Genomic DNA, 13,483 nt, shown 5'->3' on the forward strand with positions numbered 1-13,483 from the left:
TGCTCAGAATAGCTCTTTTATTACTTTTTTTAATAACCTCTTCATGCTCTACCCCAAAAGATTTTATGGGAATGAAAAAAGGACAGGTTAAAATTCAAGGTATGGATATATTTGATGCCAGTGTCACTTATCCTTATCCAAGTTGGTTTAGCTCAGGTCTAATAGGCCATGCCAAAAATAATCAACATGGTCCTATTTTCACTACTACTGAAATACCAACTGGCCAAACTTTTGAAAGCTGGACAGAAAAATACTCCATAAATGCAATATATAGTTACGGTAAATATAAAAAGAATATCAATCTAGATAAATTTACAATTTATTCTATTGCCAAACTAATGAGAAACTGTAGAAAAGAGAATATGAATGCAAAAGCTCTACCTGGGAGCAAAAATAATCTAATAATGATAATCTACTGTGGTAGAACGATTAGCAATCCCAAAATAGGTGAGATAGGAGTATTTCGCTTTACAAAATATAAAAATACTTACTTTAAAATTGCACAACAATGGAAAGTAAAATCATTCAATTCCAAGGAGGTTACTAATATTTCTTTAAAGCAGTTAGGAGTTAACCCAAAAAATTTCAATAACGCCAAAAAAATGCTAAATGAAGTATCTTTTTCACCATCTTTAAGACCAATGAAATAATTTTTTAATTTTAATATTATATAACTATCTTCAATTTGTTATAATTTCCAAGTTATAACTTATAAATTTTCTAGGAAAAACTATGCAAAACAATGAAAATCAACCTTCATTCTTAATTCAAAAAGTTTACACAAAAGATACATCTCTTGAAACTCTTAATTCACCAGAATGTTTCAAAGATCAGTGGAATCCTAACTCTGACTTCAATATTGATATAAATACAAAAAAGCTTGATGACGAGAACTTCGAGCTTGATTTAACTATCACAGTAACTACAAAAAATAATGATGCAAATGTATATATCGTTGAAGTTACTCAAGCAGGAATATTCACAATAACAAATATGCCAGAAGATCAAATTGAATCCGTGCTTAATACATATTGTGCGAATACTTTATTCCCCTATGCTAAGAGAGTTCTTGACTCTTCAATTATGAAAGGAGGTTTCTTACCCCTGAATTTAGCGCCAATTAATTTTGATGCTATTTACATGCAGAAAAAAGAGCAACAATCTGAGCAACCTACTCACTAAAACAACTACTACTAAGATATTTCTCAAATGGATAATTCACAAAACAGTTTTATTAAGATTCTAGGATCTATAATGATTATTGTTGGCACCATGATTGGTGGTGGCATTTTAGCTTTACCTATAATCACAGCAAAACTTGGTTTTGTAATTGGTTCTATACTCATAGTTCTTATATGGAGTATAATGACCTACACGGCTATTGTTATAGCCGATATTTCTTGTTCCATGCCTTATGGTAGTAGTTTTAAAACGATTGCAGAGAAATATTTAGGTAAAGCTGGCGGCGTTATTGCTAGCATAGCTTTTCTTGTTTTGATGTATTTTATAAGTACTGCTTATATTTCTGCTGCTGCATCATCACTATCTACAACATTCCCAGATATTAATGAAAATATATCTTCTTTACTTTTTGTAATTATTTTTGGAAGTATTGTAGTGCTTGGAACAAGGTTTGTTGATTATGCTAATAGATTTTTCATAATCTTAAAAATACTTGTTTTAGTCATATTATGTGTTGTTTTTAATAAATATATACAGGCAAAAAACTTATTTGTTGCTCCGGTCGATCTTGGAGTATCTCTAGTTATTGCTATACCAGTTTTTACAACCTCTTTTACATCTCATATCATTGTACCTGCCTTATCTGACTATCTTGGCAAAAATACTAGAGATATTAAAAAAGTCATAATAATTGGCAGTATTATCCCTCTTATACTATATATAATATGGGTCTCGACTATTTTAGGAGTATTACCATTACATGGATCTGTAAGCTTTATGGGCTCGATATTTAACCATATACCTGTTGATAAAGCTAACATTGGAGATATCCTAATGGCTTTAGGTGATAAAGTCAAAACACCTGTCACTTCAGCTGTATTGCATATATTTACATATGTTGCGATTATGACATCTTTTTTAAGTGTTAACTTATCATTATTTCACTTTAACCTTGATACTTATAAACTATATAAAACAAAAAAAATTATTGGCTATTCAATTGCCACACTTCTAACCTTTGCCGTACCATTAATTATAAATCAGCTTGATCCTGACATATTTATATATGCTATGACATGTGTTGGTTTATCAATTGCTGTACTTTTAATGATTATGCCTTCTCTTATGGCTCTTAAAATCAATAACCTTGGTGAAAACTTTAACTATAAAGTATCTAGGTATAAAAGCTTGTGGCTAATTTCTTTTATATCTGGTGTAATAGTTATATTATGCGTTGTAATTTAAAATGACAAATCTAGAACATATAAATACTTTTCTCGACAACCTGTTGTATCTTAAAAACTACTCAAAAGAGACTATTAACAACTATAAAAGGGATCTAATCCAATTAAATAATTCTCTAGGTGAGAAAAGTTTAATAGATTTAAGTTACAATGATATTTCTACATGGATAAAAAAACTTCATGCTCAAGGAAACTCAAGCAAAACTATACAACGTAAACTTAGCTCTATTAGAAGCTTTTATAACTTCTTACTAAATAATGAAGCAATAGTTAAAAACCCTACTCTTGGAATTAAAGCTCCTAAAGGAGAAAAGAAACTCCCGAAGGCAATAAATATAGATGAACTAGCATATTTACTTGATATAGCACCATGTAATGACATCGAAGCTAGAGACATCGCTAGTTTTGACCTTCTATATAGTTGTGGCATCCGTATTAGTGAATTATCTTCAATACAAATCAAAGATATCAATATAGGAGATAAAAGTGTTAGAGTAGTTGGAAAAGGTAACAAAGAGAGAGTTGTATATTTTGGTGCTAAAACGCTAGCAAACCTAAAGAAATGGCTCGATGTTAGAAGCTCGTTTAATCCTCAATCTGATTATCTTTTCATCTCCCAAAATGGAAGCCACCTAACAAACAGATCTATTCAAAAAAGATTAGAAATCTTTGCTCAAAAATATGCTACTAAACATATACATCCACATATGCTTAGACACTCTTTTGCTAGTCATGTATTAGATTCATCTAAAGACTTACTTGCTGTAAAAGATTTATTAGGTCATTCTGATATATCTAGCACACAGATCTATACACATCTAAACTTCCAACAATTAGCAGATGTTTTTGATAGTACTCACCCTCGAGCAAAGAAAAAATAATGACAGTAAATACTCTTGATCAAGCAACAGTAGAGCATATTAATTGGCTTATAGAAAATAACTTTGAATATAACCAGTCAAAAGCAGATAAATATCTTTACTGTGATGCTGGGATACTAAGACTCTCAAATAAAACCCAAGAGTTATTTATTGATTTTAATAGTAATGAAATTGCCAATAGAATAGATCCAAAATCAAAAAAGTGTAGTGTTGTACAAGCAGTTGAAGGTCGATCAAAAGAAAAATTAAAAATTTTAGATACCACAGCAGGATTAGGTAGAGATACTTTTACTCTAGCTGCACGAGGACATCAAGTTATATCTATAGAAAAAGATATTTATATCTATCTACTTCTTTGTGACGCCTTACACAGAGCTTGTAAAACTGAATCAATATCACATATAGCTCAAAACATCACTTTACTTAATCTAGATAGTAATAAGCATATTCTAAATACTGAACAGACATATGATTGTATATATGTTGATCCAATGTTTCCTCCACGTAGAAAAAGTGCAAAAGTTAAACAAGCAATGCAAGTGTTACATGAAGTTGCATTTAATGATGAAGACCAAAATACACTACTCTTAAAAAATATATTAGAAACACAAAAAGCAAATAAAGTAATTGTCAAAAGACCTATAAATGCTGAATTTCTCTATAATAAAAAACCTTCTTCCCAACTCAAGGGAAAAACAAATCGATTTGATATTTACAGTTTATAGGTTTTTATTTCTCTTTACATCCGTATAAGAAGCCACAAGCAAGATACCTGCAATAAATAAACTAATAGCTGAAACCCAATAATAAGGAATAAATTCTTGGAAATTTGTAGGGGCTGATTTCATAATAATTGCTGAGTTACCATAACTTACCGCATAACTTATAAATACTACAGAGGTGAATAATAAACCTATAGACATTCTAAGAGCCAACAAAATAGCACCTACTACAAATAACATATAGCACAAGTAATCAAAACCAAATAAAGTTTTATAGTTAAGTATGAATGGATTTACATACTTATACATAACTCCTACCCATATAAGTAAAACAACTAACGTTACAACCACGGCTACTAATTTTTTTTGTTTTGTTACTGGAGCATATTTAGGCTCTCTAAGCCAAATAACTCCTGCAAAGATAGCCGTAAACATCTGAGCAGATAAATATATAAAAGAACTTGTTAAACCATATTTACCATAAATAAAAACCTTTATTACCAAACTAGCAAAAACTAAAATCCAAGCAAACCTGATACTTCTAAGAGCTGAAAATGCAAATGCTAGTAAACAGATATTTGCTATACAATCATAAATGACATAGTTTAAAGTAATCATATTTCTCCAATAGTTATAAAGAACCTACTTCATAGATTTTAATATAAAAACATATATAATGATAAATATAAAGTTTTTTTAAATTAAAGAGCTAAGATGAAGTATTATCAATTTTTTTTGACACTAACACTAACTAGTCTTGTCGCAAATTTTTGTTATGCAAATGACACTATTTACACATGGAAAGCAAAAGATGGTAGTACTGTGTTTTCACAATCAGCTCCTGTTTTTAAACAAGAATATGAAGAGGTTGGCGTACACTTTAAAAATCAAGTCCACTCGAAGTCTCCTGCAGAGCAACAACTTGCTTCACTTAAGCAAAACAACATGTATATCCAAGAACAAACAAGCACAAACTCTGTTGATAATAATAAGAAATCAAATGGTGTTTTAAATGTAAAAATAATTTCCCCTGCAAATGGAGAGAATAGATTTGTTCATAATGAAAAACTTTCAATAGTACTAGAGCCAACTCTTACAGCGGAAGATCATCCTATTTTCATTATAAATGGAATACCATACCCAGCTCACTTTGAAAACGGTGTATGGAAAGTCAACAGACCTAACCCGGGACCAGTTAGTATCTCTGTCAGAGGTAGTACTAAAGATCACAAAACCATAAACTCATCTCAAGAAACTAATTTTAACAGAAAACAAGTCTTCGGTAGATAGAATTAATTTACAAATACTTTTGATTATTCACAATTTTATATATACTTAAACTATAGCTATTACTAGGTAAATCTAATAAATGTCAAAATTTAATAAAGTAATCTTTAGTTTGATATTTGTAACATGTTCAAGTACTGCCTTTGCAGATAACGGGACATCTCAAGTATATTCCTGGAGATCAGAAACTGGGAATGTTGTATTTTCAGAAACAAAGCCAAGTGGCGACATAGATTATAAAGTTATAGAAGTTGGTAAACCAACAGTTATAAATCCTGAAGGCAAACAAAATATTTCTAAAGTTGCTACAGCAAAGAAAGTAAATATTAATCAATCAGATATACAGAAACTTTCAAACTCAACTTTAGCTGAAAAAAATATGCAAACTTTAGGTAATGAAAATCAAAATAGTGACTTAGATGTTAAGATAATATCCCCTAAACAAGATGCGAATATCTTCACTAAGGAGGAACATATCCCAATAGTTACTACTCCTGCAATCTCAGCTGATGATAAACCTATATTTATGGCAAATGGTGCAACAATACCCGCAACATTTGAAAATGGCCAATGGCAGATACCTCGTCCAACACCAGGACAAATTGAGTTAAGTATTGCAGGGCAAACCTCAAATGGTATGAATATTCATTCAGTAAATGAGGTTACATTTTTTGTTAGAAACGGCTGGCTAGCCCAGTCACAAAATAATAAAGCACATAGTTCATAAAAAACTAATCTTTTTCCCATTCTACATGTATGAATTTCTCAGGACTCTTCTTTTTTAAATGGCTTAAATTGGGGCAGTTCGATGTATGCACCATAACTCCCTTAGATACACTCATATAACCTTGTATTTGCTCAGGATAAGTAGGTTGGCAACATTTAGCTAACTCATATTTCATCCCATCAAAGCCTGAAACTAAGACTTTTGAGACCTTTGGCCTACCAGCCACTAATTTTGATCTCTTTTTAATGAGCTTTTCTTCTGCTGAATATGTATCAATAATATGATTGATAATACTATTTATTCTTACATTACCATTTTCAATAGATGCAAATAGACTATCGCTACTTTTCATATTAAACTTAGATGCAACTTCCACAAAATCAATCTCTCTAAGATCATAGCCCTTAAGCTCTTTAAGAAGCCTATCTTTTCCTAGAGCAATATTATCTTCTTTATTTTGCTCATTAAACCACTTGATAACTCTAGATCTATTGCGTGCTGAAGATAAATATCCTAGCCCCTCAGATGCCCAATCCTTGCTTGGATTAGGTTCTTTGTGAGTCAAGATCTCAACTTTATCTCCTGTACTGAGTTTGGTTGTTAAAGGTACTATTTTGCCATTTAATTTAGCTCCTTTAGTACGATGTCCAACCATTGTATGCACAGAGTATGCAAAATCTAAAACCGTTGATCCTTCTGCCAAATCAATCAACTCATTTGCTGGAGTGAAAATATAGAGCCTACTATTAAGTTCTTTAGCAATATCACTATCATCATCATTAATTTCTCTTTCCCACTCAAGAAGAGACCTTAACCATGCTACTCTAGCCTCATATGATGCATCGAATTTAACACCTTCTTTATAACGCCAATGCGCAGCAAATCCTAACTCTGATTCTTCGTGCATTTTATGAGTTCTAATTTGAACTTCAATATTCTGATCTTGGCAATGTACAACAGTATGTATAGATTTATAACCATTTGGCTTTGGATTTGCTATATAATCACTGAACTCTTCAGGTATTGGAGAAAAAAGATTATTAACTTCAGCTAAAACCTTATAACATTCATCTATATTATGGGTTATAACTCTTACTGCTGTAATGTCATATAAATCATCAAGGCTTTTGTAATTTTTCTTTCTTAGCTTTTTATATATGCTATATATATGCTTAACTCTTCCTTGGATTGCATCATCTAAACTATATTTTTTCAAAGCCTGTTTTAGCCTAGTTATCACGTCATTTAAGAAGCTCTCTCTTTGCTTACGGGTAACTCCTAAATCCTTAGCAATCTCTTTATACTTATCTTGCTCTAAAAAGAAAAACGCCCTATCTTCAAGTTCCCACTTGATAGCGCCTAAACCAAGCCTATTTGCTAAAGGTGCATATATATCTAATGTTTCTCGAGCAATAACACGTTGAGTCTTATCATTTAAAGATTTTAGATGGCGAATAGTACATAACTTATCAACAATCTTAACTAATACAATCCTAACATCTTCTATTATTGTCAGTAGCATTTTTCTAAATGTATCAATTTGTTCAAGAGAAATATTATCTGAACGATACATTCTAATTGCCGACATTTTACGCGTACCTTGTAGGATTTTAACTACTGTAGAGTTAGTTACTTGCTCAACCTCCTCATCCGTAAGATCTCCAAAGTTATATAACTCATAGAGTATACCCGCTGAAACTGATTCTTCATCAGCCTTAATTCTAAAGAGTACATATGCCATTTCAATAGCATATAAAAAAGAATTTATTCCTGTGGGATGTCGTACTGATTCTGCATTTTTAGCTTTTAGAAGATCTAATGCTTTAGCTATGATTTCAAACTTTTCATCACTATAAAAACTTTTAAGCTCAGATATTAATAGCTCGTCTTTTATACGACCATCACTATCTAAAAGTTTAGAGTCAATAACTTGCATAAATACCCACTTTTTTATAAAAAAATACAAAGTTAATCTATAAGCCGGGTTCTGTAATAGACAGTCATTTATCTAGGCCTACTGTCACCAGTAAACTCAAGCGACCTACCCTGCCACTGCGCGAGCAACGCATTAGTGACGCTATTTGGTCTTGCTTTAGATGGGGTTTACAATGCCACTGAATGTTACCACCAGCGCGGTGCGCTCTTACCACACCTTTTCACCCTTACCTTAAAAAGATTAAGGCGGTATATTTTCTGTTGCACTTTCCGTAGGCTCACGCCCCCCAGACGTTATCTGGCATCTTGCTCTATAAAGCCCGGACTTTCCTCACTTAATAAAAGCGCGACTGTCCGATTAACTTTGTAATTTATTAGCTTTGTCTAACTTTTGTTAGCTCATTAATATTATTAGATTTTACCGAATTATACTCTTCCTGCAAAGCTGATATTTTAGAATCATAATGTTTTTTTATTTTTATAACTTCAGATTCTAAATTCATTCTATCATTGTTTAATTTTAGACGGTACTGATTATATTCCTCTTGTAGATTTACTCTATCGTATCTAACGGCTTGGATAAGTTTAAATAACTCAACTAACTCTTCAGAAAATTGGTTTAACTTTTCAGCGCTAAAGCTTTCTACACTAGGTGTTTTATTATACTTATAATTCGTAGATTTATTTGCTGTATTAGGTTTCTTTTTAATATCAAAGCTAGGTTTCTTCATAGAAATAATTTAAAGATTTAAAAGTTAATGAAATTTATATATGTGGTAATCTATCAAAGGCTACCAATAATTGCAATCCTATAATACTAACACCACTTAATAATATTACCAGCAAATACGCCTTACTAACAAGAGTATTTCTAGATTCTTTTGATCTAACTACCCAAACCATCATAGCTGGCTGGATTATTAGCAAGACTGCAACGAATATACTTGCATATCCCAAAGCTGCTATAAAGCTATTTACAAAATACATTGCGAATATCAATGGTGGCACTAAAGTTATAGCAAGGACCACTGCTCTTTTTACTTTTTTATCTATATTTATACTATATAAATCTCTATTGAAAGAAAATAACGCTAAAGCAACACCCAAAAATGATGTAATAATCGCAAAATTCTCAAATAATTTTATAAAAACTAATGAACTATGCTGACCTAAATTTTGATAAGCTGCGGCAAGTGTTTTACCTGTTCTACTAAGCTCAATAAAGCCTCCATGACCATATAAGCTAACAGTTCCCAAAGTAGCAACGACCCATACTAAATAAATAACTAGTGGTGTAAGTGCTCCTATTGCGATGGTTCTCTTAAAGACCTTATCATTTTCAAAATAATTCCTAATAGCAGGTATAACAATATGAAAACCAAAAGAAGTAACAAGAATAGGTATCGCAAACCAAATATACCCTTCACCTAACGAGTCACTCTCTAAGAGAGCACTTTTTATACTAGGTGCTACAAAAACTATAAATAAAATAAATGCTAAAATTTTTAGGCTTAAAAATAACTCATTAACTCTAAAAACCACGCTAATCCCTTTATATATAAAGAATCCAAAAACTAGACAGAATAAGATTTTTGCTAAATTAATATTTTCTAAATGAACCCAACTAAATATATACGAATTAAAAAGCTGTCCACCCATGAATATATAAGCAGTAAGTAATGAATATAACAGTAATAAATAAAAGACTAAATTCAATACTTTACCAGCCTTCCCTAGTATATTACTAGCTATTGAATCCATATCTGTACCTAATGGCTGAGATATATTTGCCTCAACAATTAATAAAGCCGTTGCATACATAATTATCCAAACTAAAAATAAAGCCATTACAGCATAATTAAACCCTACTGCAGCGACAGCAAATGGAATACCTAACATTCCTGCTCCTACTGCGGTTCCTGCTATTATAGCTACTGCGCCTATTTGCTTTACAACTGAGACTTCTTTCATTAAATGCCTTTTACTAATTTAATTTCAAAAACATTAGATTATAGCAAGTTTAATTATTCGATGTAAATAAACGAACTTATCAATCAAAAAAATAACAACTATCATCAGACATATTTTTAACTTATTGTGGTAATAAATATCATGCAATTTACTCCTTGATCTTAATGTAAAATCTCTGCAAACTATCTACATATTTTTTCTAAAAAATTTTTTATATGAGTCTTCAACGAAAAGCAATGCTAGCTCTTTTTGTAGTTACTATATTCTGGGGAGCAACATTTCCTCTTATTAAAATTTCTCTAGCTTATATCTCACCTGGATTATTTGTAGCATTTAGACTTGGCCTTTCACTACTATTTTTTATACCTATCATCATAAAATCAAACTTTAAGCATAAAAAATACCTACTAAAGGTTGGAGCCATTTTTGGATCTTTAGAAGGCTTAAGTTTTTACTTCCAAACTCATGGCCTATACACAGTATCATCAAGTGAATCTGCATTTCTCACAGCTCTCAGTGTCATTATGATCCCTTTTATTGGTAGTATCTTTAAGCTTGATCGTTTAACCATCTATAGTGTACTAGCATCGTTTATATCTTTAGTTGGTATATATGCTCTTTCTGGAGCTAGCTTTGATAACTTTACTATAGGATATCTTTGGTCAATACTATGCGCTTTAGTCTATGCACTATCTGTAGTTTATCTAAGCTATGAAACTAGAAAAAACCAAGATACTGAAATCTTCAAAGATTTACGCTTACTTATAGTTTTACAAATTATTTTTGGCATACCTATTCCTCTTATTTCAGATATACATTCCATGTATTTACAGTTTAATTATATTTTGGTAATCTCTTTAATTTTCTGCTCAATCACAACGATTGTGTGCTATTACCTACAAAACACATATCAAAAATATCTAAGCATGGCAGAAGTAGCCGTAATTTTCTCATTTGAACCTATTTTTGCTACTTTTTTTGGTAGAGTAATTAATGATGAGAAAATATATTTATCGACCATTATTGGCGGTATATTAATACTTACAAGTTATTTTATAATTGAATTTGGAAATAGGAGAAGGCTGCAAAGAAAGTAATTAAGCCCTTGGATCAAAGTTCATTTTTTCTTGCATTTGCTTGTAAAATTCTTTTTTCTCATCGGTATCTGCAAGAGGTAGCTTGACATCATAAACTATATAAAAATCTCCTGTACCAAGACCTTTTCCTTTTATACGCATTTTACGCCCTGATTGACTTCCTTCAGGGACTTTCATTTTTTTCTTACCATAAGGAGTGTCAATTTCCAGGGTTGTACCTAAAGCTGCTTCCCATGGCGCAATATTTATATGCTCATAAACATCATTACCATCAACTTTATAATTTTTATAATCCACTACTTCTATTTTTATATACAGATCACCTGCTGGAGCATTTGCACCAACACCAGTACTACCTTTACCCTTTACGCGAAGCTTCTTACCATTACCTATCGCAGCTGGTATATTTACATCAACATTCTTATGTTGCATAGTAGGCATACCGTTAGCTCCAGCTTCTTGATAACTATAAGAAACTGATCTCTTACCGCCTTTTATAGCTTCCTCAACATTTAGGCGTAATGATATATCTATATCCTCACCCTTTCTAGCTCTTGGTTGACCTCCACCGAAACCTCGAGCTCCGCCACCGCCGCCAAAAAGATCTCCAAAGATATCACCTAAATCTTCAAAATTAAAGCTCTGAGAGCCTCCACCTTGAGAGAAGCCGCCACCAGGGCCACCACCGCCGAAACCACCTTGCTGAACTTTATCCCAGTTTTCCCCATAAGTATCATAAAGCTTTCTTTTCTCTTTATCTCCTAAAACATCATATGCTGTTTGGATTTCCTTAAACTTATCTTCAGCGCCTTTTTCTTTATTAACATCAGGATGATACTTCTTTGCTAATCTTCTATATGCTTTTTTTAGATCAGCTTCTGAGGCATCTCTACTCACCCCTAGTAATGAATAATAATCTGCCATTATATAACTCCTAAATTAAGTCGCGCACCACCTTTATAAAGATGCCACACATAATTACTATAAATATCCTAATACTAGATATAAGGACTCTTTTAATAAATACAAGTTATATAGACAATTATTTACAACTAGATAAAACTAAATAGCAATATTTATTAACGCTATTTTAATGATATAAAGTGAAAAAAGCACATCCAGACAAGATGAGTTAAGATACTAAGTTATTGATTACTAAACTTCGTTGATAACAACAACCCTATATATAAATCCTGCAACTAAAGCCCATGCAGAGTTAAAAACTATATTCATTCTAATTACTTCATCGCCAGCATTAACACCAAAGTATCCTTGACCAGCATGTGGCATAAGTACTAAAAAGTTGAAAAGGATTACGGCTGCTCCAATAATCACCGTTTTAATTAATATGTTTTTAGGCACAGGTGAAGCAAAAAGTATTGACCAAACGCCTCCCCACACCATCAAACGATATAGAGTATATTTAAAAGTGTCATCAAGTAATATGCCTTGCTGCTTTGCATAGGTAAAAGCAAAGTACAAAACACATGCACTAATCAAACCACTCACGTAAGCTATAAATATATTATTTAATATTTTTTTCATTTACTTGTTCCTTATGTTTTTCAAACTTATAAGATTCACAACAACGATAGACTACTGCCTACAATAACTAATATAGTATAGATTCTATTTAATTGAAAGACTGATAAGATTAAAAGGATTATTACAATAAAATGATAAGTATGAACTTGGTTAAATCAAATGATAAATATTCCATGAAACTCATATAAGCTAGATTATCTATATAAATTTAATTATTATCTAACTATAAAATCTTTAGATAATTTAAAGTATGTTAGAAGATAAACTTAAAGAATCCTTGAAGAAAATAAACAAAGACAACTTTAAAAACAATTTTTTTATCCAAGAAATAAAGACTCCAATTGGAACAATAATAGCCATAGCTGATAATGAATATCTGTATACTTGCTGTCATATAAAAGACTCAAAAATTCAATCAATAGAAAAACTCCTTAAAGCATATTCTGCAAGGTTAAGCTTTCAGAAAAATAATATCTTAGAAAAGGTCAAGTTTGAGCTAGATCAATATTTTAGTAAAAAGTTAAAAAAGTTCTCTATCCCAATTAAACTAACAGGTACAGAGTTTCAAAAACAAGTCTGGCAAGAATTACTAAAAATCCCATATGGAAAAACTATTAGTTATCAGCAAGAAGCTATAAATATCGGCAAACCAACTGCTTTTAGAGCTGTTGCAAATGCTAATGGTAAAAATCTGCTACCTATAATCATACCTTGTCATAGAGTGATTAATGCTAATGGTAAGCTTGGTGGCTATACTGGCGGATTAGAGAAGAAAGTGCTTTTATTAAGGTTAGAATCAATGTCTTAAGTGTATAAGAAGAGTTTTATCTTAAAATAAATTACTATATTTTTAAAACCACAATAACTCTAAAAAATATCAGATTAAATTCAA

General features: G+C 31.4%; 15 protein-coding genes and 1 other RNA gene. 9 read left to right on the top strand and 7 right to left on the bottom strand.

Annotated features, from left to right (window positions below; genetic code table 11):
• Positions 1 to 71 precede the first annotated feature (71 nt).
• From F3D62_RS10090 to F3D62_RS10110, 5 genes are all read left to right on the top strand, one after another.
• Positions 72 to 650, top strand: a complete 579-nt coding sequence (locus F3D62_RS10090) for a hypothetical protein (protein WP_150468124.1) — start codon at positions 72 to 74, stop codon at positions 648 to 650.
• An 82-nt stretch (positions 651 to 732) separates the two neighbouring features.
• Positions 733 to 1,182 carry a protein-export chaperone SecB gene (gene secB, locus F3D62_RS10095; RefSeq protein WP_150468125.1) on the top strand — a complete coding sequence of 150 codons (450 nt, stop codon included), beginning with the start codon at positions 733 to 735 and terminating at the stop codon, positions 1,180 to 1,182.
• 27 nt (positions 1,183 to 1,209) lie between these two features.
• Entirely contained in the window at positions 1,210 to 2,427 is a 1,218-nt protein-coding gene (locus F3D62_RS10100; RefSeq protein ID WP_150468126.1) for an amino acid permease, read from the top strand.
• 1 nt (position 2,428) lies between these two features.
• Positions 2,429 to 3,307 (top strand): site-specific tyrosine recombinase/integron integrase, encoded by an 879-nt coding sequence (gene xerA / locus F3D62_RS10105; protein ID WP_150468127.1) that lies wholly within the window; start codon positions 2,429 to 2,431, stop codon positions 3,305 to 3,307.
• Positions 3,307 to 4,032, top strand: coding sequence for a class I SAM-dependent methyltransferase (locus tag F3D62_RS10110; RefSeq protein WP_150468128.1), 726 nt, complete (start codon positions 3,307 to 3,309; stop codon positions 4,030 to 4,032). Before xerA ends, F3D62_RS10110 begins: the two co-directional genes overlap by 1 nt.
• Here F3D62_RS10110 and F3D62_RS10115 read toward each other — a convergent pair.
• Positions 4,027 to 4,647 (bottom strand): hypothetical protein, encoded by a 621-nt coding sequence (locus F3D62_RS10115; protein ID WP_150468129.1) that lies wholly within the window; start codon positions 4,645 to 4,647, stop codon positions 4,027 to 4,029. The genes F3D62_RS10110 and F3D62_RS10115 overlap by 6 nt on opposite strands.
• Positions 4,648 to 4,743: 96 nt before the next feature.
• Here F3D62_RS10115 and F3D62_RS10120 point away from each other — a divergent pair, with 96 nt between their 5' ends.
• Together F3D62_RS10120 and F3D62_RS10125 are read left to right on the top strand one after the other, a co-directional pair.
• Entirely contained in the window at positions 4,744 to 5,319 is a 576-nt protein-coding gene (locus F3D62_RS10120) for a DUF4124 domain-containing protein (RefSeq protein WP_150468130.1), read from the top strand.
• A 79-nt stretch (positions 5,320 to 5,398) separates the two neighbouring features.
• The gene (locus tag F3D62_RS10125) at positions 5,399 to 6,043 is read left to right on the top strand and encodes a DUF4124 domain-containing protein (RefSeq protein WP_150468131.1); all 645 of its coding nucleotides are present in this window, start codon (positions 5,399 to 5,401) and stop codon (positions 6,041 to 6,043) included.
• A 4-nt stretch (positions 6,044 to 6,047) separates the two neighbouring features.
• On the opposite strand, the gene F3D62_RS10130 is transcribed toward F3D62_RS10125, so the two are convergent.
• The 4 genes from F3D62_RS10130 to F3D62_RS10145 all read right to left on the bottom strand — a co-directional run bounded on the left by F3D62_RS10130 (position 6,048) and on the right by F3D62_RS10145 (position 9,949).
• Positions 6,048 to 7,979 carry a RelA/SpoT family protein gene (locus F3D62_RS10130; RefSeq protein ID WP_150468132.1) on the bottom strand — a complete coding sequence of 644 codons (1,932 nt, stop codon included), beginning with the start codon at positions 7,977 to 7,979 and terminating at the stop codon, positions 6,048 to 6,050.
• Between the two features lie 24 nt (positions 7,980 to 8,003).
• Positions 8,004 to 8,344: RNase P RNA component class A (gene rnpB / locus F3D62_RS10135), an RNA gene on the bottom strand.
• 8 nt (positions 8,345 to 8,352) lie between these two features.
• The gene (locus F3D62_RS10140; RefSeq protein ID WP_150468133.1) at positions 8,353 to 8,709 is read right to left on the bottom strand and encodes a hypothetical protein; all 357 of its coding nucleotides are present in this window, start codon (positions 8,707 to 8,709) and stop codon (positions 8,353 to 8,355) included.
• Positions 8,710 to 8,743: 34 nt separating this feature from the next.
• A complete protein-coding gene (locus F3D62_RS10145; protein WP_150468134.1) occupies positions 8,744 to 9,949 on the bottom strand; it encodes an amino acid permease in 1,206 nt (401 codons plus the stop codon).
• Positions 9,950 to 10,164: 215 nt separating this feature from the next.
• Between F3D62_RS10145 and F3D62_RS10150 the strand changes: the two genes are divergently transcribed.
• Entirely contained in the window at positions 10,165 to 11,046 is an 882-nt protein-coding gene (locus F3D62_RS10150; protein ID WP_150468135.1) for a DMT family transporter, read from the top strand.
• On the opposite strand, the gene F3D62_RS10155 is transcribed toward F3D62_RS10150, so the two are convergent.
• Both F3D62_RS10155 and F3D62_RS10160 read right to left on the bottom strand, forming a co-directional pair.
• Complete coding sequence (locus F3D62_RS10155) at positions 11,047 to 11,970, bottom strand: DnaJ C-terminal domain-containing protein (protein WP_150468136.1); 924 nt, start codon at positions 11,968 to 11,970, stop codon at positions 11,047 to 11,049.
• Positions 11,971 to 12,201: 231 nt separating this feature from the next.
• Positions 12,202 to 12,591, bottom strand: coding sequence for a membrane lipoprotein (locus F3D62_RS10160; protein WP_150468137.1), 390 nt, complete (start codon positions 12,589 to 12,591; stop codon positions 12,202 to 12,204).
• Positions 12,592 to 12,841: 250 nt separating this feature from the next.
• On the opposite strand from F3D62_RS10160, the gene F3D62_RS10165 reads away from it, so the two are divergent.
• Entirely contained in the window at positions 12,842 to 13,399 is a 558-nt protein-coding gene (locus F3D62_RS10165) for a methylated-DNA--[protein]-cysteine S-methyltransferase (RefSeq protein ID WP_150468138.1), read from the top strand.
• The last annotated feature ends 84 nt before the right edge of the window (positions 13,400 to 13,483 follow it).

The sequence above is a fragment of the Francisella sp. SYW-9 genome, from assembly GCF_008711465.1.
GTDB lineage: Bacteria > Pseudomonadota > Gammaproteobacteria > Francisellales > Francisellaceae > Francisella.

Bases quoted from the DNA above. Each gene is read 5' to 3' on its own strand.
- F3D62_RS10110 (WP_150468128.1), top strand. From the start codon at position 3,307: ATGACAGTAAATACTCTTGATCAAGCAACAGTAGAGCATATTAATTGG.
- F3D62_RS10155 (WP_150468136.1), bottom strand. From the start codon at position 11,970: ATGGCAGATTATTATTCATTACTAGGGGTGAGTAGAGATGCCTCAGAA.
- F3D62_RS10125 (WP_150468131.1), top strand. From the start codon at position 5,399: ATGTCAAAATTTAATAAAGTAATCTTTAGTTTGATATTTGTAACATGT.
- F3D62_RS10165 (WP_150468138.1), top strand. From the start codon at position 12,842: ATGTTAGAAGATAAACTTAAAGAATCCTTGAAGAAAATAAACAAAGAC.
- F3D62_RS10145 (WP_150468134.1), bottom strand. From the start codon at position 9,949: ATGAAAGAAGTCTCAGTTGTAAAGCAAATAGGCGCAGTAGCTATAATA.
- F3D62_RS10120 (WP_150468130.1), top strand. From the start codon at position 4,744: ATGAAGTATTATCAATTTTTTTTGACACTAACACTAACTAGTCTTGTC.
- F3D62_RS10150 (WP_150468135.1), top strand. From the start codon at position 10,165: ATGAGTCTTCAACGAAAAGCAATGCTAGCTCTTTTTGTAGTTACTATA.
- F3D62_RS10160 (WP_150468137.1), bottom strand. From the start codon at position 12,591: ATGAAAAAAATATTAAATAATATATTTATAGCTTACGTGAGTGGTTTG.
- F3D62_RS10115 (WP_150468129.1), bottom strand. From the start codon at position 4,647: ATGATTACTTTAAACTATGTCATTTATGATTGTATAGCAAATATCTGT.
- F3D62_RS10090 (WP_150468124.1), top strand. From the start codon at position 72: ATGAAAAAAGGACAGGTTAAAATTCAAGGTATGGATATATTTGATGCC.
- xerA (WP_150468127.1), top strand. From the start codon at position 2,429: ATGACAAATCTAGAACATATAAATACTTTTCTCGACAACCTGTTGTAT.
- F3D62_RS10140 (WP_150468133.1), bottom strand. From the start codon at position 8,709: ATGAAGAAACCTAGCTTTGATATTAAAAAGAAACCTAATACAGCAAAT.
- F3D62_RS10130 (WP_150468132.1), bottom strand. From the start codon at position 7,979: ATGCAAGTTATTGACTCTAAACTTTTAGATAGTGATGGTCGTATAAAA.
- F3D62_RS10100 (WP_150468126.1), top strand. From the start codon at position 1,210: ATGGATAATTCACAAAACAGTTTTATTAAGATTCTAGGATCTATAATG.
- secB (WP_150468125.1), top strand. From the start codon at position 733: ATGCAAAACAATGAAAATCAACCTTCATTCTTAATTCAAAAAGTTTAC.